This is a genomic window from Streptomyces sp. NPDC096324 (assembly GCF_044763015.1).
In the GTDB taxonomy this organism is placed as follows: Bacteria; Actinomycetota; Actinomycetes; order Streptomycetales; family Streptomycetaceae; genus Streptomyces.
Genome location: NZ_JBIWFK010000001.1, coordinates 260,393 through 285,629 on the forward strand (window position 1 = coordinate 260,393; position 25,237 = coordinate 285,629).

The following is a 25,237-nucleotide window of genomic DNA, read 5'->3' on the forward strand; positions in this document are numbered from 1 at the left end:
GGCCCGAGGGTGCCCGCGACGGGGGACAGGCGTTCGGCCCCGCGATCGTGGGCACCCTTCTTCTTGGGCGGCTCGGGAACCGGTGATGACTCGAGGTGTTTCTCCGGACGTCACGATTCACCTCATACCGTGATGCGATGGCGCGAGCTACATTTTGTTCACATACCGGGAACGCGGAGCTTCGACGATCGCACCCCACGGAGAGGCCGGCCATGAACATCCCCTTCTTGGACAAGCTGCTGAAGCGGCATCCGGTGCGGCAGGGGCGTCCCCTCGCCAAGGCGTTCGAGGACGACCCCGTGGGTGTGGCCGAACTGCTCTCGGAGTGTGAACTGCTCCGCTCCCAGGCCGCGGCCGTCGGTCTCGAACTGGACGACACCCCGGACTCGTTGGTGGCGCTCGACCAGCTTCTGCCGCTGTGGCGCGACGACCCCGAGGCGCTTCCCTGGCTCGGCAACGACGCCGGCCTCTATCTCGGCACCGTCGTGGTGCGCACGGTGCCGGGTGCCTCCTGGCACGTCTGGGCGGGCGGCAGTCCGGCCGTCCGGCTCCCCTCGGGCCGTGAGATCCCGGTCGTCGAGGCCGGCCTCGACTGGGCCGTGCAGGGCGTCCCCGAGCTGTCCCAGATGTACGCCGAGGCCACGGAGGCCTGACCGGGGGCCCGCACGGCCGTCCCGGCGAGCGCGGGAGGGGCTGGACGGCCGTCCCGCCGAGTGCCCGGGGTGCCGTGATCGCCTGTCGTGATCCGCTCGTCATCCAGCCTCAAATACGGCTAATGACCCGACGTGCGTGTCGTCCGTTATGTGGTGATTCGCGTCGATAGTTTGCGGTGACCGCCCCGGCCGACAGCAGGCTGGACCGGGGTGACCGTCGATCCCTTGATCGACCCGTACGACGTCACCACGCACTTCGGGGAGCCGCATGTTCCGCAGGTCCACGACCTCGCCGACGGCAAGGGAGAGGTGGTCGTGATCACCGGCCCGTCGAACAGATCGTCAACTGCCACGTGAGGCACGGCCATCCGCGTCCGAACCCGCCGGTTCCCCGGTGGGGGCGCGAGCGCGCGCCCCTCGCCGGGGGCTTCCCCGGGCCCGGGAGGCCGATCGCGGCGATCCTCGACTACGATTTGCCGTTCATCCCCGTGACGACGGTGATCTCACCGATCCGCATCGGGATGTGTGTGCCGCTCTCCCGGTCCGCCCCGCCGGCGTACGGGCGAAAGCGGCACAGTCCCGAGACCGAGGCCGTGGACGTGGCTCCGGCCGAACCAGGGACGCTGCTGCCGGGTGGGGTACCCCCCACAGCCCCGAGACCGTAGGGGGAGCAGCAGCTCACAGGGCCAGGCCCGGCCGGCGCCAGCCGGAGATCACTGCTCGCGCAGGGGTACCGACACGTAGGACGGGTCGTGCTCCGGCGAGGAGAAGGTCAGCTGCGCGCCGGACGGGTTGTGCTCCATGTACAGCGGGTCGACCGTGTCGACGACCACGGCGAGGCGATGCCCGGCCGGGACGTCGTAGGCCGTGGAGAACAGGTCCAGGTCGACACCGAACGGCGTGCCGGGCGTCTGCCCGTGGAAGGTGTACGGCGCGTTGCTGACGAGTTTGCCGACCCCGAGCGGGCCCACGTCGTAGAGGTAGGCGATGAAGGTGCCGCTCTCCTTGGTGCCGGTGACCGTGGTGTGGAGCTTGGCGGTCCCTCGTACGCGCTGGGTGCTCGTGTACCTCTCCGACTGCCACACCGCGGTCCAGTAGCGCGGCAGCAGGGGGATCGAGGCCATCGGAGGGATCCGCGTGAGCTGGTCGAGGATGCTGGACAGGAAGATGACCCCGCCGTCCGCGCCCGAGTCGACGTTCGTGTGGATGCGGGTGGTGCCCCCGAGGGCGATCTTCCTCGTGGTCGCGCCGACCGACTTCCAGTCCGCGTAGCCCTCGTAGCCCCCCGTGGAGCGGGACTTGAGCTGCACCGGCTGCTCGTGGTCGATGCCGTTGTCCTCGCCCCGCAGATAGTGGTCGAACCAGCGGGCGGTGTCGGTCCACACGTCGTTGGGGAGCCCGAACAGACCGGTGATCTCGGCGGTGGCGTGGTCGCCGGGACGGAACTCCAGCCGCTTGGGTCCGGTCAGCTCCTCGTAGAACTTGGCGTACTGGTTGGCCGAGAAGATCGTGTCGCCCCAGGTGTTGGCCATGAAGACGGCGGGGCCGTTCTTGTCGAGCCGGCCGAGGTAGGTCTCGGGAGAACGTTTCTTCCCCCAGTCGATCAGGTCCTGTTCCTTGGCGAGGTTTCCGGAGAAGAAGTCCTTGAACACCTGCTGGGTCTCGGCGCTCGGGTGGCCTGTGATGTGCCCGACGCCGTCCAGCAGGGCGGCCGCCTGGACGTGTTCGGTACGGCCGGAGTAGATGGACGTGGTCAGGTCCGCCCAGCCGCTCAGCGCCGCGACCGCCTTGATGCGCTGGTCGTGCGCGGCGGCCAGCAGGCTGATCCCGGCGCCGTACGAGACGCCCGCCACGCCCACCTTCCGCGCGTCGGCCGGGGTGTTGGCGAGCGCCCAGTCGATCACCTTGGACACGTCCGCGGTGTCGCGGGGGCCGGCGACGTCTATCTCGCCGCCCGACTGCCAGAAGCCGCGGACGTTGTAACCGACGACGACATAGCCGGAGTTCGCGAGCTTCTGGGCCTGTGCGAGGTACTCGACCTGGGGCAGGCCCCAGCTCGTGGGCAGCACGATGAGCGGGTAGGAGCGGGTGCCGTCCGCTCCCGCCGGGGTGGTGACGTTGGCCTTGAGGGTGGTGCCGCCGTCACCGGAGATGTCGACGAAGCGGACACCTCCCGAGCTGCCGGCGGCCTGGGCGGTGGGGGCCAGGCCCAGGCTCGCGGCCGCGATCAGCGTCGCGGACACGGCGCCGACGGCGGACGTGCGCAGGGGGTTGCGACCGTTTCCCAACGGGTCACTCCTCACTTGGTCAGTGCAAGGTGACCCGACGGTAACCGCGGCGGCTTACTCGAAGTAACCCGTCGGTAAGTTACGTGCGAGTAACGATTGTTGAAGTGTTCATTTCCATCCGTTCAAACCTCGTCGGCGTGTGCCGCCACGAACGGCCGGAAAGCGCCGCACCTCCGCGGACCGCGGGTGTCACGTACGCCGACGTGCCCGAGGCGTGGCCGCCTTCGCCGCTGCCTCCCCGTCCTGGCCGGGGTCGGACGCCGGGTCCGGCCCCGGGTCCAGGGCCGGCGGCGTCGGCAGCGGGGCCTGGGCGGCGCGCGTGACGTCCGCGACGACCTCGACGACATCGGGGCCGTACGCCTGGGAGTTCACGACCTTCAGCAGCAGGACGAAGCTGTTGCCGCCGTGCTTACGGGCGAGGCGCGCGTGGTTGCGGGCGAGATAGCGGGTCGCCGCCTGGTTGGTGATCGCGCGCTGGCCGCAGAAGAGGAAGACCGGTCTCACGTCACGGCTCTGGCCCGCGGTCAGCCGGGCGAGGATCACGTACTCGGCCTGGCCCGACTCCAGTCGGTAGCGCTCGCTGCCGATCTGGAAGGCGCCCCGGTCGGGTCCCCGCCCGGAGTCGACGTTGACCTGCACGCCCGGCAGCAGGGACTGCAGATGCGCGGCCATGCGCCGGTTCGACGCCGGTCCGCCCACGCAGAACTCCGTGCGCTCGCCGAAGCCCTGCTGGGTCGCGTCGTGCGCGATGACCTGGGCGTGCGCGCCGCAGTCCTTGATGAGCGCGGACAGTTCGAGCAGCGCGAACACGTCGTGGCGCATCACCGTCAGTTCGGGACCGCCCGCCTCGCGGTTCACCACGAGGAGCGACTCGGAGTTGTCGGGCAGCCCGAAGAACGCCTGCTTGCGGCGCAGCTTGCGCTTCCACAGGTAGGTGCGGGCGACCCAGCCGAGCGCGGCACTGAGGCCGGCGGCGAGGACGCCGAGGACGATGTTGCGCACGTCGTCATTCATGTGCGCGCATGCTAGCGGGCCCACGGAACCGTGTTCGAGGGGGCCTGACGTGGTCGCCGCCGTGAAGTTACGCTGCGCGGACGGCTGTTGACTGGAGGTATTGATGCGACGTCCTCTTGTGCGGAATCTGACGGTCCTGGCGGTTTCGGCCGCGACGGCATTAGTGGGTGCGGCGGCGCCGCCCGGAGCGCCGACGGCGGGTACGGCCGCGAGGACGCCCGCCGCGAAGGTGCCCGTCGCGGTCGGCTCCGGAGGCGCCGTGGCGAGCGTCGACGCGGACGCCTCCGCCGCGGGCATCGAGGTGCTGAGGAAGGGCGGCAACGCGGTCGACGCGGCCGTCGCCACGGCGGCGGCCCTCGGTGTGACCGAGCCCTACTCGTCCGGCATCGGCGGAGGCGGCTACTTCGTCTACTACGACGCCAAGTCCCGTACGGTGCACACGATCGACGGACGGGAGACGGCACCCCTGACCGCCGACTCCGGGCTGTTCCTGGAGAACGGCAAGCCGCTCGCGTTCGCCGACGCGGTCACCAGCGGGCTGAGCGTGGGCACACCGGGCACGCCCGCCACCTGGCAGACAGCCCTGGACTCATGGGGCAGCAGACGCCTCGGCACCGTCCTGGAGCCGGCCGAGCGCATCGCCCGCTCCGGGTTCACGGTCGACCCGACCTTCCGTTCGCAGACCGAGCTGAACCAGGCCCGGTTCGCGAACTTCCCCGACACCGCGAAGCTCTTCCTGCCCGGTGGCTCGCTGCCGGTCGTCGGATCGACCTTCAAGAACCCCGATCTGGCCCGTACATACGAGGAGTTGGGCAGCAAGGGCACGCGAGCCCTGTACACCGGCGCCCTCGGCCGGGAGATCGTCGCCACCGTGAACAAGCCGCCCGTGGACCCGGCGTCCGGCTACGACGCCCGGCCCGGCAAGCTGTCCACGAAGGACCTCGCGGCCTACGGGGCGAAGCGCCAGGCGCCCACCAGGACCTCGTACCGCGGTCTGAACGTCTACTCGATCGCCCCGTCCTCCTCCGGCGGCACCACCGTCGGCGAGGCGCTCAACATCCTGGAGGGGACGGACCTCTCGAAGGCGAGCGAGACGCAGTACCTGCACCACTACATCGAGGCGAGCCGGATCGCGTTCGCGGACCGGGGCCGCTGGGTGGGCGACCCGGCCTTCGAGGACGTACCCACCAAGGGCCTGCTCTCGCAGAAATACGCGGACAGCCGGGCCTGCCTCGTCAAGGACGACGCCGTGCTGACGAGCCCGCTCGCGCCGGGCGACCCGAACAGTCCCGCCGCCTGCGCCGGCACCGGGACGGCCGCCCCGACGACGTACGAGGGAGAGAACACGACCCACCTCACGGTGGCCGACAAGTGGGGCAACGTCGTCGCCTACACGCTGACCATCGAACAGACCGGCGGCAGCGGGATCACCGTCCCTGGACGCGGTTTCCTCCTCAACAACGAGCTGACGGACTTCTCCTTCGCCCCGGCCAACCCGGCCGTGCACGACCCGAATCTGCCGGGTCCCGGAAAGCGTCCGCGCTCGTCGATCTCGCCGACCATCGTCCTCGACCGGCACGGAAAGCCTGTCGTGGCGCTCGGTTCGCCCGGTGGCGCGAGCATCATCACGACCGTGCTCCAGACGCTGACCGAGTTCGTCGACCGCGGTCTCCCCCTGGTCGACGCGATCGCCGCGCCACGCGCCAGCCAGCGCAACGCGGCGCAGACCGAGCTCGAACCGGGCCTGTACGACAGCCCGTTGAGGGCCGGGCTCGAAGCCATCGGGCACTCCTTCAAGGTGAACCCGGAGATCGGCGCGGCCACGGGCGTCCAGCGCCTCCCGAACGGCACCTGGCTGGCCGCGGCGGAGAAGGTCCGCCGGGGCGGAGGCTCGGCCATGGTCGTACGGCCTTCTTCCTAGCCGCTCCGCTGTACGGCGGCGTCCGAGCCGGTCACCGCCGTACGGGCGGGGGTGTGTCCTGCCCCGCGGCAGGAGGCCTCTCGGTGGGGACGGTGCCGATCTCCTCCCCGCGGTGGGCGGGGTTGCCGCTGCCCGCCGTCGGGGCGGTGCCGTCCGCCTCGTGGCCGTGGGTGACCGGCGGGTCAGCGGGCCGTCAGGATGCGCGGGCCCGAGTCCGTGATGGCCACCGTGTGCTCCGCGTGCGCCGCACGGGAGCCGTCGTTCGTGCGCAGCGTCCAGCCGTCCGGGGCCGCGTGGTAGTCGTCCGTGCCGCCGCCGATGAGCATGGGCTCGATGGCGAGGACCATGCCGTGCCGCAGTGGCATCCCGCGTCCCGGGCGGCCCTCGTTCGGGACACCCGGGTCCTCGTGCATCCGGCGCCCGATGCCGTGGCCGCCGAACCCGTCCGGGATCCCGTACCCGGCCGCCCGGCACACCGTGCCGATGGCGTGCGCGATGTCCCCGATGCGGTTGCCCACGACGGCCGCCTCGATCCCCGCGGCCAGGGCCCGCTCCGCGGTCTCCACGAGCCGCGCGTCGGCGGCGCGCGGCTCGCCCACGATGAAACTGATCGCCGAGTCGCCCACCCAGCCGCCCAGTTCGGCGCCGAAGTCGATGGAGACCAGGTCTCCGTCGCGCAGCCGGTAGCCCGTCGGGATGCCGTGCACGATCGCCTCGTTCACCGAGGCGCACACGACCGCGGGGAAGGGTGTGGGCGCGAAGGAGGGGTGATAGCCGAGGAAGGGCGACGTCGCGCCCGCGTCGCGCAGGACCTGATGCGCCACCTCGTCCAGCTCCAGCAGGGAGACGCCCACGTCGGCGGCCTCGCGGACCGCGGTGAGTGCCCTGCCCACGACCTGGCCGGCCGCGTACATCTCGTCGATCGATGTGTCGGTCTTCAGTTCCACCATGCCAATTACTATACCGGTATTAGAATGGTGTCATGGTGCGAACCCCACTGACCCCGGAAGAACGCGAACGCGGCGAGCGGCTCGGTCGGCTGCTGCGCGAGGCCCGCGGCGGCCGCAGCATGGCGGACATCGCCGGGGTGGCGGGGATCTCCGCGGAGACCCTGCGCAAGATCGAGACCGGGCGCGCCCCCACGCCGGCCTTCTTCACGATCGCCGCACTGGCGCGGGCTCTCGGCCTCTCGATGGACGAGCTCGTCGTGCGGTGCGCGCTGGTGCCGGCGGCGTGAGGGCCTGAGGGCTCGGTGACCTGGGGGTGTCGAGTCGGCTCGTGACGCCCTGTGGCCCGGAGGTCTCGCCGTCCGGTTCAGGTGGCCCGTGTGCGACTTGGATGGCCCGTGTTGAGAAATTGTTGAATTCACTGCTTGTTCCCTTGTCGTCTACGCGCGTAGTCATTAACCTCCGGCCATGTCGAACACCAACGCCCGCTCCGGCGTGGCGACTTCGCAGCAGCCCGCGCCCGGCGAAGCGCGGCCTTCCACCACGGCAGAGCGCACGGCGAGGCGCGGCCGCCGTGTGCCCGCGATCGTGCGGCTCGTCTGCACCGACCTCGACGGCACCCTGCTCGACTCGTCCGGCGCCATCCGCGAACGCACCCTGGGAACGCTCGCGGAGGCGGAGCGCGCCGGGATCGCCGTGGTGGGGGTGACCGGACGGCCCGTCCGCGACACCCTGGACCTGGCCCGGCGCCACGGGCTCACCGGGCCCGTGGTGTGCAGCAACGGGGCGGTGACCGTGGACGCCGAGTCGGGGCGCCTGCTGGACTGCCGGGGATTCGGCCCCGGTGACGCGGCGGGCATCCTGCGCGCGGTCCGTGACGCGGTGCCCGGGGTCGCGCTGGGGGTCGACTCCGTGTCCGGGCTCCGCCTGGAGACGGCCTTCGTGCGACGGGTGCCGAACACCTGGCGCCATGTCGCGCTGGACGGCGTCTCCGCACCGGCGGACGCGGACCCGGTGGTCAAGATCCTCGCCGCCCATCCGATGCTGCTCGTGGACGAACTCGCCGCCTTGATCGCCTCGGTCGTCGGGGACCGCGCGGTGATCACGAGATCCACCGGTGACTTCCTGGAGATGTCCGCTCCCGGTGTCGACAAGGGGGAGGCGCTGCGGACGCTCGCCGAGCGGAGCGGGTTTCCGCTGGAACGCACCGCCGCCGTGGGCGACATGCCCAACGACATCCCGATGCTGCGCGCGGCCGGGCTCGCCGCCGCCGTCGCCAACGCCCACGAGGACACGCTGCGCGCCGCCGACATCGTGCTGCCCAGCAACGACGACGAGGGTGTCGCCGCCCTCATCCGGCTCGTCCTGCCCCGCGCGGCGGGGGTGGAGGCGTGCCGGATCTGAGGGGGCGGTGAGGTCCGCCGTTCCGGCCCGCCGCGCCTTCGGTGGACCGTTCGTCCCGGCGTGCGCCCGAGTTCTTCTTCGGGCGCACGCCTGCGCGGGCGTGCTCCGACGCGCCCCCTCGGCGAGAGCTCCGCGTCCCCGCCGAAAACTCCCCGTAGTCGATCCGTAACACGACTGGTGTTCTCTGTCGGGTCGAAGTGCTCACGTCGGGCGGGGAGTTGAGTGATGGCTGTAGGACAACTCCCGGAACAGGTACTGGAGTTCGCGCGGTATCTGAACGGGCTTGTGGACCGGCTCGACCGGAGCGGCGGTTGGTGCGGGGTGTTTTGGCAACGCGACCCCGACGGCATGCGGGCGTGCCTCGAAGGACGGGAGGTGCCGCCCTGGGACGTCGTGGAGGCACTCCTCCAGGACGTCTTCGAGCAGTACGGGGAGCGGGCCGCGGCCCAGGAGACGGCACGGGCCCGGCCGCTGCACGCGGCCTCGCTGGCCGCGTACGACGTCCGTCCGGGCGGCCGGGACGCGCTCGGCGACCGCCTGGACGTCATGCTCCGCGAGCAGCGCTACGCCGCCGAACGCCAGGTCGAGCTGAGCGGACGGCTGCCCTCGGCGGTTTCCCGGGGGGAGGCCGAGGCGATCCGCCTGGACCTCGCCTGGGCCCAGGACGATCATGAACGGGCCGCCGCCCGCTGCGTCGAACTGCGCCACCGCATGGAGAACGTCGACCGCCACGCCCTGCGGGCCCGCGGGCGACACATGCCGGGCTTCCCGGCTCAGGGCGCAGGCCTTGGTTCAGGCCCTGGCTCCGGCGCCGGACCGGGCCTCGTCCCTGGGCATGGCCCCGGGGCCGGGCCGGGGCATGGTGCGGGACCGGGCTTCGACACTGGACATGACCACGGCGGGGGCCCGGGTCCGCACTCCGGGGCAGGGCCGGGTCCCGGCTATGGCCCGGACCTTGGCACAGATTCCGGCACCGGCACCGGCCCCGCCGTCGGCTCTGGCTCTGGCTCAGGTTTCGGCCCCGGTTCAAGTCCCGGCCCTGGCTCTGATTCGGGCCACGGCGCGGGGTACGGCTACGGCCCCGGCTCAGGTTCCGGCCCCGGCTCTGGTTCAGGTTCCGGCCCCGGCTCTGGTTCCGGCCCTGGCTCTGATTCGGGCCAGGGCGCGGGGCACGGCTACGGCCCCGGCTCTGGTTCAGGCCCCGGTTCAAGTTCCGGCCCCGGCCCTGATTCGGGCTACGGCGCGGGGCACGGCTCAGGTTCCGGCCCCGGCCCAGTTTCCGGCTACGGCGCGGGGCATGGCTACGGCTCTGTCCCCGACCTCGCCGCGGGGACGGCCCCCGGTTCTCGCCCGACCGCCCCCGCCGAGCAGGCCGAGCCCTGGCCTCCTCCCGTCGGCCACGCTCCGGGCGGCCACGCACAGCCCGGGGCCCGGCCCACGGGCCTCGCGCCGGAGGACGACAGGTCTCGTCCCGGGGAGCGGGCCGCCACTCCCGCCCCGGCACACGACAGGACCCCGCCCGGCGCCGACCCGCATCCGGCCAAGCGTGCCAAGCGGCGTCGACGAGGGGGCGCGCGTTTCGCCGGGATGGTGGAGGCCGACGTGGCTCCCGTGGCTGTGCCGGAGGCCGGTCCCGTGCTGCCCGCCCCGCCCGCGCGGGGCGGACGTACGCCCCGGGGCGCGCGTTTCGCCGGTGCCGCCGAGGAGCCCGCGCGCCCCCACGCGACGACACAGCCGGAGCCGCTGGACGAGGGTGCGCGGCGGCACACGGCGGAGACCGTCGCGACGCTCACGCGGCTGCGCGGCGAGGGCCGCAGCGGGGAGGCGCACGCGCTGCTCGTCGAAGCGGCGTACTGGCCCCCCGCCCGCTTCCCCCTGCTCGCCGCCGAACTGCACGGCGCCGGACTCGACGCGGACTGGGCCACCCTGCTCTGGGAGGCGGCCTCGCTGCCGGCCGACCGGCTGGTCGCCGCGGCCGACGCGCTCACCGTCGCCGGCCGCACCGCCGACGGCAGGCAGATGCTGCGCCAGGGCGTCACCCGGCCCGCCCCCGAGATAGGGGCCGCCGTCCTCGGCCTCGCCGACCAGGGCCGAGGCCGCGAGATCGGCGCGCTCCTCGACGCGTACGTGCGTGTCTGCGCCCCGGAGGAAGCCGCCCGCAGCGCCGAGACGGACCCGGAGCGCCTCGTACCGCTGCTCCTGCGGGCGGCCCGGGATGTGTCCGACGAATGCCAGTGGGACCTGGTCCACGCCTTGCGCGTCGCCGGCTTCACACCATGACCCGCCGCCCGGCGAGCTCACGACGCCGCCCGCCCGTGGTCGCCCATGCACGCCCGCGTGCAGGCGGCGCAGGGCTCGGCCCAGACGGCGATCCGCCGACCGCCCGTGCGCGCGGCGGCGACCACCCGGCCCTCCGGGCGCGCGACCACCCGGCCCTCCGGGCGTTCGCCCGGTCGGTCGTACCTCCGGTTCCGGCGGCCACGTCACTCACCCGTGAGGGTCAGAAACGTGATCGACTCAGCGGGTTAACGACGATGGTCTTGGCAAGGCTGTCCGGGGGGCTTACTTTCGAGCCTCTACAGCCTTTGTCTACGGGCGTAGAGGCTCTCTGACGTCCCGTCGAAGGAGCAGCTCATGGGCAACGTCGTACGTGCCGCCCTGGTCCAGGCCACCTGGACCGGCGACACCGCATCCATGGTCGCCAAGCACGAGGAACACGCCCGTGAGGCGGCCCGGCAGGGCGCCAAGGTCATCGGGTTCCAGGAAGTCTTCAACGCCCCCTACTTCTGCCAGGTCCAGGAGCCGGAGCACTACGCCTGGGCGGAGCCGGTCCCCGACGGGCCCACCGTCACCCGTATGTGTGAGCTCGCGCGCGAGACCGGCATGGTGATCGTCGTACCCGTGTTCGAGGTCGAGCAGTCCGGGTTCTACTACAACACCGCGGCCGTGATCGACGCCGACGGCACCTACCTCGGGAAGTACCGCAAGCACCACATCCCGCAGGTGAAGGGGTTCTGGGAGAAGTACTACTTCAAGCCCGGCAACCTCGGCTGGCCCGTCTTCGACACGGCCGTCGGCCGGGTCGGGGTCTACATCTGCTACGACCGGCACTTCCCCGAGGGCTGGCGGCAGCTCGGTCTGAACGGCGCCCAGCTCGTGTACAACCCCTCCGCCACCTCCCGCGGCCTGTCCGCCTACCTCTGGCAGCTCGAACAGCCCGCGGCGGCCGTCGCCAACGAGTACTTCATCGCCGCGATCAACCGGATCGGGCAGGAGGAGTACGGCGACAACGACTTCTACGGAACCTCGTACTTCGTCGACCCGCGCGGACAGTTCGTCGGCGAGCGGGCGAGCGACAAGGCCGAGGAACTCGTCGTCCGCGACCTGGACTTCGGCCTCATCGAGGAAGTACGCCAACAGTGGGCGTTCTACCGCGACCGGCGCCCCGACGCCTACGAAGGGCTGGTGCGGCCATGACCGACCTGTACACCCGCCACCAGGCCGTCCTGCCGGACTGGCTGGCCCTCTACTACGAGGACCCGATCGAGATCACCCACGGCGAGGGCCGCCACGTCTGGGACTCCGACGGAAACAAATACCTCGACTTCTTCGGCGGCATCCTCACCACGATGACCGCGCACGCCCTGCCCGAGGTGACGAAGGCCGTCAGCGAGCAGGCCGGCCGGATCATCCACTCCTCGACGCTCTACCTCAACCGGCCGATGGTCGAACTCGCCGAACGCGTCGCCCAGTTGTCCGGCATCCCCGACGCCCGCGTCTTCTTCACCACCTCCGGCACCGAGGCCAACGACACGGCCCTGCTGCTCGCCACCGCCCACCGGCGCAGCAACCAGATCCTCGCCATGCGCAACAGCTACCACGGCCGGTCGTTCAGCGCGGTCGGGATCACCGGCAACAAGGGCTGGTCGCCCACCTCCCTGTCCCCGCTCCAGACGCTGTACGTGCACGGCGGTGTCCGCACCCGCGGCCCCTACGCCGACCTCGACGACGCCGCGTTCACCGACGCCTGCGTGGCGGACCTGAAGGACCTGCTCGGCCATGTCCGCCCGCCCGCCGCGCTGATCGCCGAACCGATCCAGGGCGTCGGCGGCTTCACCGCGCCCCCCGACGGCCTGTACGCGGCCTTCCGCGAGGTCCTCGCGGAGCACGGCGTCCTCTGGATCGCCGACGAGGTGCAGACCGGCTGGGGCCGCACCGGCGAACACTTCTGGGGCTGGCAGGCCCACGCCGCCTCCGGCCCGCCCGACATGCTCACCTTCGCCAAGGGCATCGGCAACGGCATGTCCATCGGCGGAGTCGTCGCCCGCGCCGAGATCATGAACTGCCTCGACTCCAACTCCATCTCGACCTTCGGTGGTTCACCGGTCACGATGGCGGCGGGACTCGCGAATCTCACCTACCTCCTCGAACACGACCTCCAGGGCAACGCCCGGCGCGTCGGCGGCCTGCTCATCGAACGGCTGCGCGCGGTCGCCGCGCAGTTCGGCGGTGTACGCGAGGTGCGCGGCCGCGGACTGATGATCGGCATCGAACTGGTGAAGCCCGGAACCGACCGGGCGCACCCCGAAGGAGCCGCGGCGGTCCTCGAAGCGGCCCGCGAGGAAGGCCTGTTGATCGGCAAGGGCGGCGGACACGACACCAGCGTGCTGCGTATCGCCCCACCGCTCTCCCTCACCGTCGCGGAGGCGGAGGAGGGCGCGTCGATCCTGGAACGCGCTCTGAGGCGGGCCCAGTAACAGATGAGCACGGGCGGGTGAGCCGAAGGGGCGGTGGTCTCGAAGACCCGGCGCGCGAGGACCCGACGGTCCGGGCGCGCGCCGAGTCCCCGCGGCCGCCCGCAGCGCTCCGGAGGCGAACCGCGCCACGGACGAAGGGGAACGCCGCCATGACCACCGTCCTGGAACCCGCCCTCTCGGTACGCCAGGTCCTCGCCCTGGACCGGGTGCTCGCCGGGGAGCCCGAGGTGGTGGCGGGTGCCGGCCATCTCGACCGGTCCGTCCGCTGGGTGCACGTCGCCGAGGCCGCCGACGTGGGTGTCATGCTCAGCGGCGGCGAAATGGTCCTCACCACCGGGGTGTTGCTCGCCGGAGACCCCGATGCCCAGGCCGAGTACATCCGTTCGCTGCACCGCGCCGAGGCCGCGGCCGTCGTCCTCGGGCTCGGCCGCGCCTTCCCCGCGCCCCCGGACGTGATGCGCCGGGCCGCCGAACGCTGCGGCCTGCCGATGGTGGTGCTCCACCGCCCGTTCCCCTTCGCCGAGTTGACGGAGGAGGTCCAGTCCCGGCTGGTGCGGCACAAGTTCGCGGCGGTGAGCCTCTCCGAAGCCGTACGCACCGCGCTCACCGGACTGATCACCACCGGTGCCCCGCTCCAGCACATGCTCGACGAGATCGCCGTGCACGCCGCCTGCCCGGTCGTCGTCACCAACCTCGCCCACCGGGTCCTCGCCACCGCCGGCGAACGCTCCGCCGTCGATGACGTGCTGCGCGACTGGGACCGCATCGCCCGGCAGGCGGGAGGCAGCGAGGGCGACGGATGGATCCGCGCCGAACTCGGCGGACGGGGGGAGCGATGGGGCCGCATCGTGCTGTGCGGCCACCGGGGCGACGCGGCGACCGGGCGGCTGCTCGCCGACCGGGCCGCCGAGGCCCTGGTCCTGCACCGCATGCTCGCAGGACCCGCCCACTCCTGGGAGGAGGAGTCCGCGCAGGGCCTGCTGACCGACCTCGTGAGCGGTGTCGTACCGGCCCGCCAGCTCCTGCCGCGAGCGCGGGCCGCCGGACTGCCCGTGAACCGCCGCACCTTCGTGCCCCTGGTGGTGCGCGACGGCGACGCGGCCCAACTCGACCGTGTGCTGCGCCTGCTGGGGCTGCCGGGCCTCGTCGCCGAACTGTCCGACGGAGCGACCGCGCTGCTGCTCAGCCTTCCGCGCGACCAGGACGCCGAGGCGCTGGCCGAGCACTTCGCCGTACGGCTGCGGCACGAGACCGGGGCCCCCGCCACCGTGGCCGCCGCCGGGCCCCGCACCGCCTGGGACGACGTGCCCTCCGGATTGCGCGAGGCCCTGCACGTCGCCGAGGCCGCCGGCGACCCGCCCGCCGGCCAGGACCGGCCCGCGCTGGTCCGGCTGCGTGACGTCCATCTGCGCGGCCTGGTGCGGCTGCTGCGGGACGACCCGAACGTCCAGTCCTTCGCGGAACGCGAACTCGACGGTCTGCTCGGCGGTCCGCAGGCGGATGCACGGCTGCTGCCCGTGCTGCGGACCTACCTCGCCACCGGCCGCAACAAGTCGCGCACCGCGGAGCTCCACCATGTCAGCCGGCCCGCGCTCTACCGCCGGCTCGAGGTCATACAGGCCCGCCTCGGCGTCGACCTGGACGACTTCGAACAGGCCGCCTCCGTCCACATCGCGCTGCTCGCGCACGACGCGCAACAGCGGTGAAACACGGAACCAGTCAGGCGCAACACGGGAGAACGCGGAGGTGACACCGTGGAACGGCACGGCACGTCGGACGTGACACGGTGCAACTCAAAGAACCGGCCGGGGCTTTCTAGTCTCCTGGGGCGGACACCGGAGGGCGCGTCTGCCCTGCGCCGCCCGGCACGCTCCCCCAAGCTCTGCGAGCAGGGGGGACCCCCACTCGCCGCAACGGGCACAGGCCCCAGTACATCCAGTACGAGGTCCTGTGCCCGGCACGCCGAGAGCACGCACCTGACGACGCAGGGCCCGCCCTCCGGGCGGACGACGCGACCTCCGGCGTCCGCCCCAGCACACCGAGCGACCGGAGGTCCCGATGAGCAGAGTGATCCGCGCCGCCGTCTTCCAGACGGCATGGACCGGCGACAAGGAATCGATGATCCAGGTCCACGAGCAGGCGGCCCGCGACGCGGTCGCGCAGGGCGCACAGGTCCTGTGCTTCCAGGAGCTGTTCTACGGACCGTACTTCTGCCAGGTGCAGGACAAGGAGTTCTACGCGTACGCCGAGCAGATCCCCGAGGGTCCGATCGTCCGGCGCTTCCAGGCGCTGGCGAAGGAGCTGGGCCTCGTCCTCGTGCTGCCGATGTACGAGGAGGAACAGCCCGGCGTCCTGTACAACACGGCGGCCGTGATCGACGCCGACGGCTCCTACCTGGGCAAGTACCGCAAGACCCACATTCCCCAAGTGCCGGGATTCTGGGAGAAGTTCTACTTCCGGCCCGGGAACTCCGGCTGGCCCGTCTTCGACACGGCCGTGGGCCGGATCGGCGTCTACATCTGCTACGACCGGCACTTCCCGGAGGGCTGGCGGGCCCTCGGTCTCGCGGGCGCGGAGATCGTCTTCAACCCGTCGGCCACCTCCCGCGGACTGTCCGGCTACCTCTGGCAGTTGGAGCAGCCGGCCGCCGCCGTCGCCAACGAGTACTTCGTGGGTGCGATCAACCGGGTCGGGCAGGAGGAGTACGGCGACAACGACTTCTACGGGACCTCGTACTTCGTGGACCCCGAGGCCCAGTTCGTCGGCGAGGTGGCGAGCGACAAGGAGAGCGAACTCGTCGTCCGCGACCTGGACATGGCCAAGCTCCGCGAGGTCCGCGACCGGTGGCAGTTCTACCGCGACCGCGCCCCGGTGGCGTACGGGCCGCTCACCGCGCCCTGACCGTCCGGAGGGGGCACGCTCCAGTCGTCCGTGCCGCGGGTCCCGCGATCCGAGCGCGGGACCCGCGGCACGGCACCCGGCACCGGCCGTCCCGCGAACCACCCCTCGGGCCTCCTCGCCGGGACGTACCGGCCCCGGCCCCCGACAGCCCCGCAAGGCCATCAGCGCACGTACGACCGGAAGGAGAGGGAGCATGAGCCGTACCGTCATCCGGGGTGGTCTCGTCATCACCGCGTCCGACGAGATCCACGCCGACGTCCTGATCGAGGACGGCCGGATCGCCGCCCTCGCCGCGACGGGCACGCCCGCGGCCGAGTCGTGGACGGCCGAGCGCGCCATAGACGCCACCGGCAAGTACGTGATCCCGGGCGGCGTCGACGCCCACACCCACATGGAGCTGCCGTTCGGCGGCACCTTCGCCTCCGACACCTTCGAGACCGGCACCCGGGCCGCCGCCTGGGGCGGCACCACCACCATCATCGACTTCGCCGTCCAGAGCGTCGGCCGCTCCCTGCGCGAGGGTCTCGACGCCTGGAACGCCAAGGCGGACGGCAACTGCGCCATCGACTACGGCTTCCACATGATCGTCTCCGACGTGAACCAGGACACGCTCAAGGAGATGGACCTGCTGGTCGAGGAGGGCGTCACCTCCTTCAAGCAGTTCATGGCCTATCCGGGCGTCTTCTACAGCGACGACGGCCAGATCCTGCGCGCCATGCAGCGCTCCGCCGAGAACGGCGGCCTGATCATGATGCACGCCGAGAACGGCATCGCGATCGACGTCCTCGTCGAACAGGCGCTGGCACGGGGCGAGACCGATCCGCGCTTCCACGGGGAGGTGCGCAAGGCGTTGCTGGAGGCCGAGGCCACCCACCGCGCGATCAAGCTCGCCCAGGTCGCGGGCGCCCCGCTCTACGTCGTGCACGTCTCGGCGACCGAGGCCGTCGCCGAGATCGCCCGGGCGCGCGACGAGGGACTGAACGTCTTCGGCGAGACCTGCCCCCAGTACCTGTTCCTGTCGACCGACAATCTCGCGGAACCGGACTTCGAGGGCGCGAAGTACGTGTGCAGCACGCCCCTTCGCCCCAAGGAGCACCAGGCGGCGCTGTGGCGGGGCCTGCGCACCAACGACCTCCAGGTCGTCTCGACGGACCACTGCCCGTTCTGCTTCACCGGCCAGAAGGAACTCGGCCGCGGCGACTTCTCGAAGATCCCCAACGGGCTTCCGGGCGTCGAGAACCGCATGGACCTGCTCCACCAGGCCGTCGTCGACGGGCACATCTCCCGCCGCCGCTGGATCGAGATCGCCTGCGCCACACCGGCCCGCATGTTCGGCCTCTACCCGAAGAAGGGGACCATCGCGCCCGGCGCCGACGCCGACATCGTCATCTACGACCCGCACGCCGAGCAGGTCATGTCGGTCGAGACCCACCACATGAACGTCGACTACTCGGCGTACGAGGGCAAGCGGGTCACCGGACGGGTCGAGACGGTGCTGTCGCGCGGCGAAATGGTCATCACCGACCGGGAGTTCACCGGGCGAGCCGGCCACGGCGTCTACACCCCCCGTTCCACCTGTCAGTACCTTCTCTGAGCGACCAGGAGTGGCGCCATGGACTTCGGACTCGTCCTGCAGACAGACCCCCCGGCCTCCCGTGTCATCGACCTGATGAAGCGGGCCGAGGCCAACGGCTTCACGTACGGCTGGACCTTCGACTCGGCCGTGCTCTGGCAGGAACCCTTTGTGATCTACAGTCAGATTCTCGCCAACACCGAGAAGCTGACGGTCGGCCCGATGGTCACCAACCCGGGAACCCGCACGTGGGAGGTCACCGCCTCCACCTTCGCGACACTCAACGACATGTACGGCAACCGCACGGTGTGCGGCATCGGGCGCGGCGACTCGGCGATGCGTGTCGCCGGACGCAAGCCCAACACCCTGGCCCGGATCAGCGACGCGATGAAGGTCATCCGCTCCCTCGCCCGGGGCGACGAGGCCGACCTCGGCGGTGCGGTCGTCAAGTTCCCCTGGGTGCGTCCGGGTGCCGAACTGCCGGTCTGGATGGCCGCGTACGGCCCGAAGGCGCTGAAGATGACCGGCGAGGAGGCCGACGGCTTCATCCTCCAGCTCGCCGACCTCTACCTCACCGAGTACATGGTCAAGGCCGTGAAGGACGCGGCCGCGAGCGCCGGGCGCGACCCGGCCGAGGTGAAGATCTGCGTCGCCGCGCCCGCGTACATCACCGAGGACGACTCGGCCGGCGCGCTCGCCCACGCGCGGGAGCAGTGCCGCTGGTTCGGCGGCATGGTCGGCAACCACGTGGCCGACCTGGTCTCCAAGTACGGCGAGCACTCGGCGGCCGTGCCCGACGAACTCACGGACTACATCAAGGCCCGTGAGGGCTACGACTACTCCCACCACGGACGGGCCGACAACCCCGACACCGCGTTCGTGCCCGACGAGATCGTCGACCGGTTCTGCCTGATCGGACCCGCCGAGCGGCACATCGAGAAACTGAACGCGCTGCGCGCGCTGGGCGTCGACCAGTTCGCGGTCTACGACATGCACGACGCCCAGGAGGTCACGATCGACGCGTACGGAGCGCGGGTCATCCCCGGCGTCAACGGGCAGTAACCGAAGGTCAATTCCCCCGGTCTCCCCTTCCCGCCGTCCCGGGAAGGGGATCAGGGCGCACTGTGCGCACCCCCCCGAGTCGTCCCCGCACGGCCTCTCCCGTCACTCCTCATTGATTGGCCTGCTCATGACAGAAATAGTCTCCCCGGGCGTCCCGCCCGCCGGACAAGTCACGCTCCCCGACGGCCGGGTGGAGATCGCACCCGACGCCCCCGCGCCCACCGGCCCCTACGCCAACGACGACCTGCTGCCGGTTCCGGTCGAGAAGCGCACCTGGACCACGTACAACTTCTCGGCCCTGTGGGTCGGCATGGCCCACAACACCGCTTCCTGGACGCTGGCCTCGGGCCTGATCGCCGTCGGCATGGACTGGAAGCAGGCCGTCCTCACCATCGCGCTCGCCAACCTGATCGTGCTGGTCCCGATGCTGCTCACCGGGCACGCGGGGCCGAAGTACGGCATCCCCTTCCCCGTCTTCGCCCGCGCCTCCTTCGGGGTCCGCGGGGCCAACCTCCCCGCTGTCGTAAGGGCGTTGGTGGCGTGCGGCTGGTTCGGCATCCAGACCTGGATCGGCGGCGAGGCGATCTACTTCCTCGCGGGCAGGCTCTTCGGGGACGGCTGGGCCAACGCCTCCGAGATCGGCGGCCACGCCTGGACGATGTGGCTGTCCTTCGCCGTCTTCTGGGTGCTCCAGGTCGCCATCATCTACCGGGGGATGGAGATGATCCGCCGGTTCGAGAACTGGGCCGCGCCCTTCGTGCTCGTCGGCGCCGGCGTGATGCTGTGGTGGATGAGCGACAAGGCCGGCGGCTTCGGGCCGCTGCTCGACCAGCCCTCGAAGCTCGGCTGGGGCGGCGACTTCTGGAAGCTGTTCTGGCCCTCGCTGATGGGCATGATCGGCTTCTGGTCGACCCTGTCGCTGAACATCCCGGACTTCACCCGGTACGGCAGGAGCCAGAAGGCACAGACGGTCGGACAGGCCCTGGGGCTGCCCACCACCATGACGCTCTTCGCCTTCCTGTCCGTCATGGTCACCTCGGGTTCGCAGGCCGTGTACGGCAAGGCGGTCTGGGACCCGGTCCAGCTCGCCGCCAAGGCGGACAACGTCGTCGGCATCCTCTTCGCGCTGGTCACCGTGCTGGTCGCGACCCTGTCGGTGAACATCGCGGCGAACCTGGTCTCCCCGGCCTTCGACTTCTCCAACATCGCCCCGCGAAGGATCAACTTCCGGACCGGTGCGCTCGCCACCTGTGTGCTCGGCGTGCTGATCTTCCCGTGGAAGCTGTACTCCGACCCGCAGGGCTACATCTTCACCTGGCTCGGGCTGGTAGGCGGTCTGCTGGGGACGGTCGCCGGCATCCTCATCGCCGACTACTGGATCCTGCGCCGCACCAGACTCGACCTCGCCGACCTGTACCGCACGGGCGGCCGGTACTGGTACGACGGCGGCTGGAACTGGCGGGCCGTGGTCGCCTTCGTCACCGGCGGTGTCCTGGCCGTCGGCGGCGCGGACTTCCATCCCCTGATCGACGGACGGCCCGTCCCGGCACTGGAGTCGCTCGCCGACTACGGATGGGCGGTCGGCCTCGGCACCTCGATGGTGCTCTACCTGGTCCTGATGCTTGCGCGCGGGAAGGACGCCGTCGCGGACTGACCATGAACCGGCCGCGGGCCGCATGGCCCCCGCGGACCGGCCGCGGCGACCGGAGGACGGTCAGCTCTTCTGGGTCTGGCCGTCCTTCAGCGCCGCCACCGCTTCCTTGGCCGCCTTGATGGCGCCCTTGTTGATCTCGTCGGTGCCGGGCGCCTTCTTGGTCTCGAAGTCGCTGCCGTTGTAGGTGACGACCACCAGAGCGTTGGACGCCCGGATGATCACCACGCCCTCACGGGTCTCCTGCTTGTCCTCGGTGCTGAGATTGACCACGGAGTAGGCGGAGTCACCGACACCGGGCACCGCACCGCCGCCGCTCTTGTCGGCGACACGATCCTTGTAGGCCTTCTCCGCCGCGGCGTTCGAGTCCTTGATCTCGTACGAGACGTCGAGCCAGCGGTAGTCGAAGCCCTTCAGGGCGTTCCACGAGCAGGTGCGGCGCACCGCCTTGTCGGTGGACGCGATCTCCTGGCCGGCCGTCTTGGCGCCGGGGACCAGGGACTTGATCGTCGCGACCTGGACGCCGCCACAGGGGGCGGGCGACGCGGCGAACGTCTTGACGGCGGCCGAGGTCGAAGGGGCCGACGACGCGTCCGGCGTTTGTTTCTGCGACGATTTGTCCTCGGCGTTGGGGGTCGCTTCGGACGGGCCGGTCGCCAGGGCCCAGCCCGCGGAGGCGAGCAGAGCTACAGGCAGCAGGCGCGCGGCGAGCGCGAGCGGCAGAGGAAGAGAACCCAAAGCGCACTTCTCGTGGGGGATGGTGCGGAGGAGTCCGCACTGCGGACGGGACGCCAGTGTCACATGAGACGCCGTGGTGCGGAAGGGCCGACCGACGTCATGCCCGTGTGATGACGGTGACTCACCTTGGCGTTGATTGGCTGATGCTGATGCAAGATGTCTGTTTTGTTCGATCCGGTGATCGCCAATTTCTCCCTGTCGAGTCGGGTGATGCTCGCTCCGTACCCGGATCCCGGGTGTCGGACGGTGTGTGCCGACCGTGCGACGGTGTGTCCCGATCCTTGCGGCGGTGTGGTCGCCCGGTCGCGATCGCCTCCAACTGGCCCTGTTCTTAGGCGAGTCGGGCTCCGGCGCGCACGCGAGGGCAGGCGGAGCGATGCCCTCCGCGGAGCATTCGTGCCATGATCGGCCCATGATCGTGACGCACCGGCGCCGCGTCGGCGCGGCGGCCCCCGCCGGAACCCCGGCCCGGTCCGAAGTCCCCACCGTCTCCATACCCGCGCGCGGCACTGCGTCCCGTGCCGCCGCCCTCCGGGAGAAGTGGGCGCGCCCGGTCCTGCTCCTCTGTCTTCTCGCGACGGCCACTACGGGCTGCGGCCTGTCCGCCGAGATCGACCGTGAGCGCGACCCCGGGCGGACCTCCGTCCCGGACGCCGTCCCGAGCGTCGTCGGGACCGACGCCGCGCACCTCCCGGACCCGTCCGGGACCCCCGGCGACTCCCTCGTCATCGAGGTGCCCGGGCCCGACACCGTGCCGACGCCGCAGGGCCCCTGCCCGCCGTCCGGCCTGCGCCTGGCGACCGGTCCCGTCGACGCGGCCATGGGCCTGCGCGGGATGACCCTGACCCTCACCGTCTGCGGCAAGCACCCGTACGAGGTGAACGGCCGCCCGGCCGTCGTCCACGTCCTCGACCGGGACGGCGCCCCGATCACGGGCGTACACGCCGTGGCGGGGACGGACAAGGTGCCCATGGCGCCCGCCGACCCGGGCCCCGAGCCCTTCACGCTCCACCCGGGCGAGAGCGCGCGGGCCTCCCTGTACTGGCGGATGAACGCCGAGGACGGCGTGTTCCTGCGGGTCGCGCCGCAGCGGGGGCAGCCGGCCGTCACCCTCCGGCTGCCGGACCCCCTCGACATCGGTCCCGAGAACACCCTGGGGACCACGGCCTGGGCGCCCGTGCCCTGATCAGCCGCCCGCCCCGCCGTCCGGGCCGGGGCGGATGCCATAGTCGGGACCGAGGCCGATCGCTCCGTACCGTGAGGTGGCAGGCATGTTCACGACCCGACCCACCCTCCAGGGCACCTTCGGGATGGTGTCCTCCACCCACTGGCTCGCCTCGCAGTCCGCGATGGCCGTCCTGGAGGACGGCGGCAACGCCTACGACGCCGCCGTCGCGGCCGGTTTCGTCCTCCACGTCGTGGAGCCCCACCTCAACGGACCCGCAGGCGAGGTCCCGATCATCCTGGCCCCCGCGGACGGACCCGTGCGGGTGCTGTGCGGGCAGGGCGTCGCGCCCGCCGGAGCGACGGTCGCCCACTACAGGAGCCTCGGTCTGGACCTCGTACCCGGCACGGGCCCGCTCGCCGCCGCCGTGCCGGGCGCGTTCGACGCCTGGATGCTGCTGCTCCGCGACCACGGCACCAAACCGCTCGCCGACGTCCTGAAGTACGCCATCGGATACGCCGAGGACGGGCACGCGCCCGTGGAACGCGTCGGCGAGACGGTGGACGCCGTACGCGCGCTCTTCGAGACGGAGTGGACCTCCTCGGCCGCGGTGTACCTGCCCGGCGGCCGCTCACCGCGCCCCGGCGAACTGTTCCGCAACCCCGCCCTCGCCGCGACATGGCGACGGCTGCTCGACGAGGTCTCCGGCGCGGGGGACCGGGTGGCCGAGATCGACGCGGCACGGGAGGTGTGGCGCTGCGGATTCATCGCCGAGGCCCTGGTCCGGCAGGCCCGGCGGCCCACCATGGACACCAGCGGCGAGCGGCACGCCGGCACCCTGACGGCCGCCGACCTGGCCGGCTGGTCCGCGACGTACGAGGCCCCGGCGACGTACGACTGGCGCGGCTGGACCCTGTGCAAGGCGGGCCCCTGGAGCCAGGGACCGGTCCTGCTCCAGCAGCTCGCCCTGCTCCCGCCCGAACTGCCCCGCTACGGGTCCGCCGAGTACGTCCACCTGCTCGTCGAGGGCTGCAAGCTCGCCATGGCCGACCGCGAGGCCTGGTACGGCGACGCCGCCGAGGTGCCGCTCGGCGAGCTGCTGTCGGAGCCCTACAACGCGGCCCGCCGGGCACTCGTCGGGGACAAGGCGTCGTACGAACTGCGTCCCGGTGCTCCGGGCGGCCGCGAACCGCGGCTGAGCGGGCACGCGCGCGTGGTGGCCGCCGACGAGCCCGGCTTCGACGCGCTCGCGGTGCCGGGCGCCGGTGAGCCCACCATGGCCCGCGCGGCGGCGGAACCCGAGGTGGCACCCGACGGAGGCACCCGGGGCGACACCTGCCACCTGGATGTCGTCGACCGCTGGGGCAACATGGTCGCGGCCACGCCCAGCGGCGGCTGGCTCCAGTCCAACCCGGTCGTCCCGGAGCTCGGCTTCCCGCTCGGCACCCGGCTCCAGATGGCCTGGCTGGAGGACGGGCTGCCCAACTCCCTGACCCCGGGCCGCCGGCCGCGCACCACCCTGACGCCCTCCCTCGCACTGCGCGACGGCGTGCCCGTCCTGGCGTTCGGCACCCCCGGCGGCGACCAGCAGGACCAGTGGCAGACGCATTTCTTCCTGTCCGTGGCGGTGCGCCCCGAGGTGCGCGGCGGACTCGATCTCCAGGGCGCGATCGACGCCCCGAACTGGCACAACGACAGCTTTCCCGGCTCCTTCTACCCGCGCGGCATGCGTCCGGGCAGTCTCACCGTCGAGTCCGGCACGGACGAGGAGGTCGTCGGGGAACTGCGCCGCCGGGGCCACGACGTCACGGTCGCGGAGGCCTGGTCCGAGGGGCGGCTGTGCGCGGTGGCCCGCGATCCCGGGACCGGGATCCTGTCGGCGGCGGCCAACGCGCGCGGGATGCAGGGATACGCGGTCGGCCGCTGAGGCCCCTCCCGCGACGGGCGGGACGACCGCCGTGATGATCGCGCCGCCCCGGGAATTCATGGTGATTCCACCTGGAGTACCCCGGAGGGGTGAGGATTGTCAGTGAGGCGTGCTGTCATGGAGCCATGATCGAAGACATCGAAACCATCGACGAGTTTCTCGCACACCGCGCGGCCGACGTGGAAGACGCCATCCGCAAGGCCGCCGCCGCGGAGATCATGCCCAGGTTCCGGCAGCTCTCCGCGGACGAGATCGACCAGAAGTCCGGCCCGCACGACCTCGTGACGGACGCCGACCGCCTGGCCGAGAAGTACCTCACCGAGGCCCTCACCGCACTGCTGCCCGGCTCGGTCGTGGTCGGCGAGGAGGCGGTGCACGCCGACCCCACCACCTACGAGGCGATCGGCGGCACGGCGCCCGTCTGGATCGTCGACCCCGTCGACGGCACCCGGCAGTTCGTGCACGGCGACCCCGGGTTCTGCACCCTGGTCGCGCTCGTGCTGGACGGCGTGGTGCACGCCTCCTGGACGTACGCGCCCGCGCGCGGTGAGTTCGCCACCGCGATCCGAGGGCGCGGAGCCGTGCTCGACGGCGTGCCGCTGCGCTCGGGATCGCCCGAGCCGGACCGCGACCTCGACATCGCGACCTCGCACCCGGACTACACCACGGACGAGCAGAAGCGCGCCCTCCTCGGACTGTGGACCGAGGGTGTCGTCCCGCGCCCGTGCGGTTCGGCGGGCCTGGAGTACCTCTCCATAGCCCGCGGCGAGTTGGACGCGGTGGCGTTCAGCTGGGAGGCGGCCTGGGACCACGCCGCGGGGCTCCTCCTGGTCGAGGAGGCGGGCGGTGCCCATCTGACGCTCAGTGGCGAGCCGTTCCGCGTCACCGGGGGCAACGCGCTGCCGTTCACGGCGGCCCGGGACGAGGCCACGGCCCGCCGGGTGACCGCCCTGCTGACGGCACAGCCGGAGTGGGTGGCGGCCCGCGCCTGAGCGCGAGCTCCACGACTGTGCCTGAGCGGAGCTCCAGGGCCGCGCCTGACCGGAGCTCCACGGCCGCGCCCGGGCGGGAGCCCCACGGCCTCGCCCGAGCCGGGCTCCACGGGCCGTGCGGGTCCGGGTCCCTCGCGGCGGGCGGCGCACGGCAGGGGCTGTTTCGGCCCAACGCCCCGTGCCGTCAAGGCTGTCAGTCCTCCGGCATATCCTGATGCTCAGTGGCCGTCGGCTGACAAAGGAG

At 71.7% G+C, this 25,237-nt stretch carries 21 protein-coding genes and 1 pseudogene; 17 read left to right on the forward strand and 5 right to left on the reverse strand.

What is annotated here, in order from left to right; translation table 11 throughout:
• Window positions 1-212: 212 nt before the first annotated feature.
• The 3 genes and pseudogenes from ACIQ7M_RS01095 to ACIQ7M_RS01105 form a co-directional block, all read left to right on the forward strand.
• On the forward strand, window positions 213-653 hold the full coding sequence (locus ACIQ7M_RS01095; RefSeq protein ID WP_355762863.1) for a DUF6278 family protein: 441 nt from the start codon (window positions 213-215) through the stop codon (window positions 651-653).
• A gap of 210 nt (window positions 654-863) precedes the next feature.
• Complete coding sequence (locus ACIQ7M_RS01100) at window positions 864-1,010, forward strand: hypothetical protein (protein WP_386983176.1); 147 nt, start codon at window positions 864-866, stop codon at window positions 1,008-1,010.
• Window positions 1,011-1,093: 83 nt separating this feature from the next.
• Window positions 1,094-1,318, forward strand: a pseudogene (locus tag ACIQ7M_RS01105) (amino acid ABC transporter permease); the annotation flags it as partial.
• Window positions 1,319-1,366: 48 nt separating this feature from the next.
• Here the strand turns inward: ACIQ7M_RS01105 and ACIQ7M_RS01110 are convergent.
• Entirely contained in the window at window positions 1,367-2,941 is a 1,575-nt protein-coding gene (locus tag ACIQ7M_RS01110) for an alpha/beta fold hydrolase (RefSeq protein ID WP_403638492.1), read from the reverse strand.
• Between the two features lie 189 nt (window positions 2,942-3,130).
• Complete coding sequence (locus tag ACIQ7M_RS01115) at window positions 3,131-3,955, reverse strand: hypothetical protein (RefSeq protein WP_403638494.1); 825 nt, start codon at window positions 3,953-3,955, stop codon at window positions 3,131-3,133.
• 103 nt (window positions 3,956-4,058) lie between these two features.
• Between ACIQ7M_RS01115 and ggt the strand changes: the two genes are divergently transcribed.
• Entirely contained in the window at window positions 4,059-5,876 is a 1,818-nt protein-coding gene (ggt, locus tag ACIQ7M_RS01120) for a gamma-glutamyltransferase (RefSeq protein WP_403638496.1), read from the forward strand.
• A gap of 182 nt (window positions 5,877-6,058) precedes the next feature.
• Here the strand turns inward: ggt and map are convergent, their stop codons facing one another.
• Window positions 6,059-6,826, reverse strand: coding sequence for a type I methionyl aminopeptidase (map, locus tag ACIQ7M_RS01125; protein ID WP_403638498.1), 768 nt, complete (start codon window positions 6,824-6,826; stop codon window positions 6,059-6,061).
• A 32-nt stretch (window positions 6,827-6,858) separates the two neighbouring features.
• On the opposite strand from map, the gene ACIQ7M_RS01130 reads away from it, so the two are divergent.
• Together ACIQ7M_RS01130 and ACIQ7M_RS01135 are read left to right on the forward strand one after the other, a co-directional pair.
• The gene (locus ACIQ7M_RS01130; protein WP_355762845.1) at window positions 6,859-7,113 is read left to right on the forward strand and encodes a helix-turn-helix transcriptional regulator; all 255 of its coding nucleotides are present in this window, start codon (window positions 6,859-6,861) and stop codon (window positions 7,111-7,113) included.
• Window positions 7,114-7,291: 178 nt separating this feature from the next.
• A complete protein-coding gene (locus tag ACIQ7M_RS01135) occupies window positions 7,292-8,227 on the forward strand; it encodes an HAD family hydrolase (RefSeq protein ID WP_403638501.1) in 936 nt (311 codons plus the stop codon).
• 201 nt (window positions 8,228-8,428) lie between these two features.
• Here the strand turns inward: ACIQ7M_RS01135 and ACIQ7M_RS01140 are convergent, their stop codons facing one another.
• Entirely contained in the window at window positions 8,429-8,935 is a 507-nt protein-coding gene (locus tag ACIQ7M_RS01140; protein WP_403638503.1) for a hypothetical protein, read from the reverse strand.
• A gap of 894 nt (window positions 8,936-9,829) precedes the next feature.
• On the opposite strand from ACIQ7M_RS01140, the gene ACIQ7M_RS01145 reads away from it, so the two are divergent.
• From ACIQ7M_RS01145 to ACIQ7M_RS01180, 8 genes are all read left to right on the forward strand, one after another.
• Complete coding sequence (locus tag ACIQ7M_RS01145; RefSeq protein WP_403638505.1) at window positions 9,830-10,507, forward strand: hypothetical protein; 678 nt, start codon at window positions 9,830-9,832, stop codon at window positions 10,505-10,507.
• Between the two features lie 354 nt (window positions 10,508-10,861).
• The gene (locus ACIQ7M_RS01150; RefSeq protein WP_355764482.1) at window positions 10,862-11,704 is read left to right on the forward strand and encodes a nitrilase-related carbon-nitrogen hydrolase; all 843 of its coding nucleotides are present in this window, start codon (window positions 10,862-10,864) and stop codon (window positions 11,702-11,704) included.
• Entirely contained in the window at window positions 11,701-12,984 is a 1,284-nt protein-coding gene (locus ACIQ7M_RS01155) for an aspartate aminotransferase family protein (protein WP_386986963.1), read from the forward strand. The genes ACIQ7M_RS01150 and ACIQ7M_RS01155 overlap by 4 nt, the downstream gene beginning before the upstream one ends.
• Before the next feature lie 149 nt (window positions 12,985-13,133).
• The gene (locus ACIQ7M_RS01160) at window positions 13,134-14,690 is read left to right on the forward strand and encodes a PucR family transcriptional regulator (RefSeq protein ID WP_386986966.1); all 1,557 of its coding nucleotides are present in this window, start codon (window positions 13,134-13,136) and stop codon (window positions 14,688-14,690) included.
• Window positions 14,691-15,042: 352 nt separating this feature from the next.
• On the forward strand, window positions 15,043-15,885 hold the full coding sequence (locus ACIQ7M_RS01165) for a nitrilase-related carbon-nitrogen hydrolase (RefSeq protein WP_403638508.1): 843 nt from the start codon (window positions 15,043-15,045) through the stop codon (window positions 15,883-15,885).
• A 193-nt stretch (window positions 15,886-16,078) separates the two neighbouring features.
• Entirely contained in the window at window positions 16,079-17,479 is a 1,401-nt protein-coding gene (gene hydA / locus ACIQ7M_RS01170; RefSeq protein WP_403638510.1) for a dihydropyrimidinase, read from the forward strand.
• Window positions 17,480-17,497: 18 nt separating this feature from the next.
• Entirely contained in the window at window positions 17,498-18,520 is a 1,023-nt protein-coding gene (locus tag ACIQ7M_RS01175) for a TIGR03842 family LLM class F420-dependent oxidoreductase (protein ID WP_403638512.1), read from the forward strand.
• A 127-nt stretch (window positions 18,521-18,647) separates the two neighbouring features.
• On the forward strand, window positions 18,648-20,174 hold the full coding sequence (locus ACIQ7M_RS01180) for an NCS1 family nucleobase:cation symporter-1 (protein WP_403638514.1): 1,527 nt from the start codon (window positions 18,648-18,650) through the stop codon (window positions 20,172-20,174).
• A 60-nt stretch (window positions 20,175-20,234) separates the two neighbouring features.
• On the opposite strand, the gene ACIQ7M_RS01185 is transcribed toward ACIQ7M_RS01180, so the two are convergent.
• Window positions 20,235-20,909: a hypothetical protein gene (locus ACIQ7M_RS01185; RefSeq protein WP_403638516.1), complete on the reverse strand. Its 675-nt coding sequence runs from the start codon at window positions 20,907-20,909 to the stop codon at window positions 20,235-20,237.
• Window positions 20,910-21,321: 412 nt separating this feature from the next.
• Here ACIQ7M_RS01185 and ACIQ7M_RS01190 point away from each other — a divergent pair, with 412 nt between their 5' ends.
• The 3 genes from ACIQ7M_RS01190 (at window position 21,322) to ACIQ7M_RS01200 (ending at window position 24,993) form a co-directional block, all read left to right on the forward strand.
• The gene (locus ACIQ7M_RS01190; protein WP_403638518.1) at window positions 21,322-22,095 is read left to right on the forward strand and encodes a DUF4232 domain-containing protein; all 774 of its coding nucleotides are present in this window, start codon (window positions 21,322-21,324) and stop codon (window positions 22,093-22,095) included.
• Window positions 22,096-22,180: 85 nt separating this feature from the next.
• On the forward strand, window positions 22,181-24,001 hold the full coding sequence (locus tag ACIQ7M_RS01195; protein ID WP_403638520.1) for a gamma-glutamyltransferase family protein: 1,821 nt from the start codon (window positions 22,181-22,183) through the stop codon (window positions 23,999-24,001).
• 125 nt (window positions 24,002-24,126) lie between these two features.
• Window positions 24,127-24,993, forward strand: a complete 867-nt coding sequence (locus ACIQ7M_RS01200) for an inositol monophosphatase family protein (RefSeq protein WP_403638522.1) — start codon at window positions 24,127-24,129, stop codon at window positions 24,991-24,993.
• Window positions 24,994-25,237 lie beyond the last annotated feature (244 nt).

Bases quoted from the DNA above. Each gene is read 5' to 3' on its own strand.
- ACIQ7M_RS01190 (WP_403638518.1), top strand. From the start codon at position 21,322: ATGATCGTGACGCACCGGCGCCGCGTCGGCGCGGCGGCCCCCGCCGGA.
- ACIQ7M_RS01195 (WP_403638520.1), top strand. From the start codon at position 22,181: ATGTTCACGACCCGACCCACCCTCCAGGGCACCTTCGGGATGGTGTCC.
- map (WP_403638498.1), bottom strand. From the start codon at position 6,826: ATGGTGGAACTGAAGACCGACACATCGATCGACGAGATGTACGCGGCC.
- ACIQ7M_RS01095 (WP_355762863.1), top strand. From the start codon at position 213: ATGAACATCCCCTTCTTGGACAAGCTGCTGAAGCGGCATCCGGTGCGG.
- ACIQ7M_RS01115 (WP_403638494.1), bottom strand. From the start codon at position 3,955: ATGAATGACGACGTGCGCAACATCGTCCTCGGCGTCCTCGCCGCCGGC.
- ACIQ7M_RS01175 (WP_403638512.1), top strand. From the start codon at position 17,498: ATGGACTTCGGACTCGTCCTGCAGACAGACCCCCCGGCCTCCCGTGTC.
- ACIQ7M_RS01160 (WP_386986966.1), top strand. From the start codon at position 13,134: ATGACCACCGTCCTGGAACCCGCCCTCTCGGTACGCCAGGTCCTCGCC.
- ACIQ7M_RS01200 (WP_403638522.1), top strand. From the start codon at position 24,127: ATGATCGAAGACATCGAAACCATCGACGAGTTTCTCGCACACCGCGCG.
- hydA (WP_403638510.1), top strand. From the start codon at position 16,079: ATGAGCCGTACCGTCATCCGGGGTGGTCTCGTCATCACCGCGTCCGAC.
- ACIQ7M_RS01180 (WP_403638514.1), top strand. From the start codon at position 18,648: ATGACAGAAATAGTCTCCCCGGGCGTCCCGCCCGCCGGACAAGTCACG.
- ACIQ7M_RS01165 (WP_403638508.1), top strand. From the start codon at position 15,043: ATGAGCAGAGTGATCCGCGCCGCCGTCTTCCAGACGGCATGGACCGGC.
- ACIQ7M_RS01155 (WP_386986963.1), top strand. From the start codon at position 11,701: ATGACCGACCTGTACACCCGCCACCAGGCCGTCCTGCCGGACTGGCTG.
- ACIQ7M_RS01135 (WP_403638501.1), top strand. From the start codon at position 7,292: ATGTCGAACACCAACGCCCGCTCCGGCGTGGCGACTTCGCAGCAGCCC.
- ACIQ7M_RS01130 (WP_355762845.1), top strand. From the start codon at position 6,859: ATGGTGCGAACCCCACTGACCCCGGAAGAACGCGAACGCGGCGAGCGG.
- ACIQ7M_RS01150 (WP_355764482.1), top strand. From the start codon at position 10,862: ATGGGCAACGTCGTACGTGCCGCCCTGGTCCAGGCCACCTGGACCGGC.
- ggt (WP_403638496.1), top strand. From the start codon at position 4,059: ATGCGACGTCCTCTTGTGCGGAATCTGACGGTCCTGGCGGTTTCGGCC.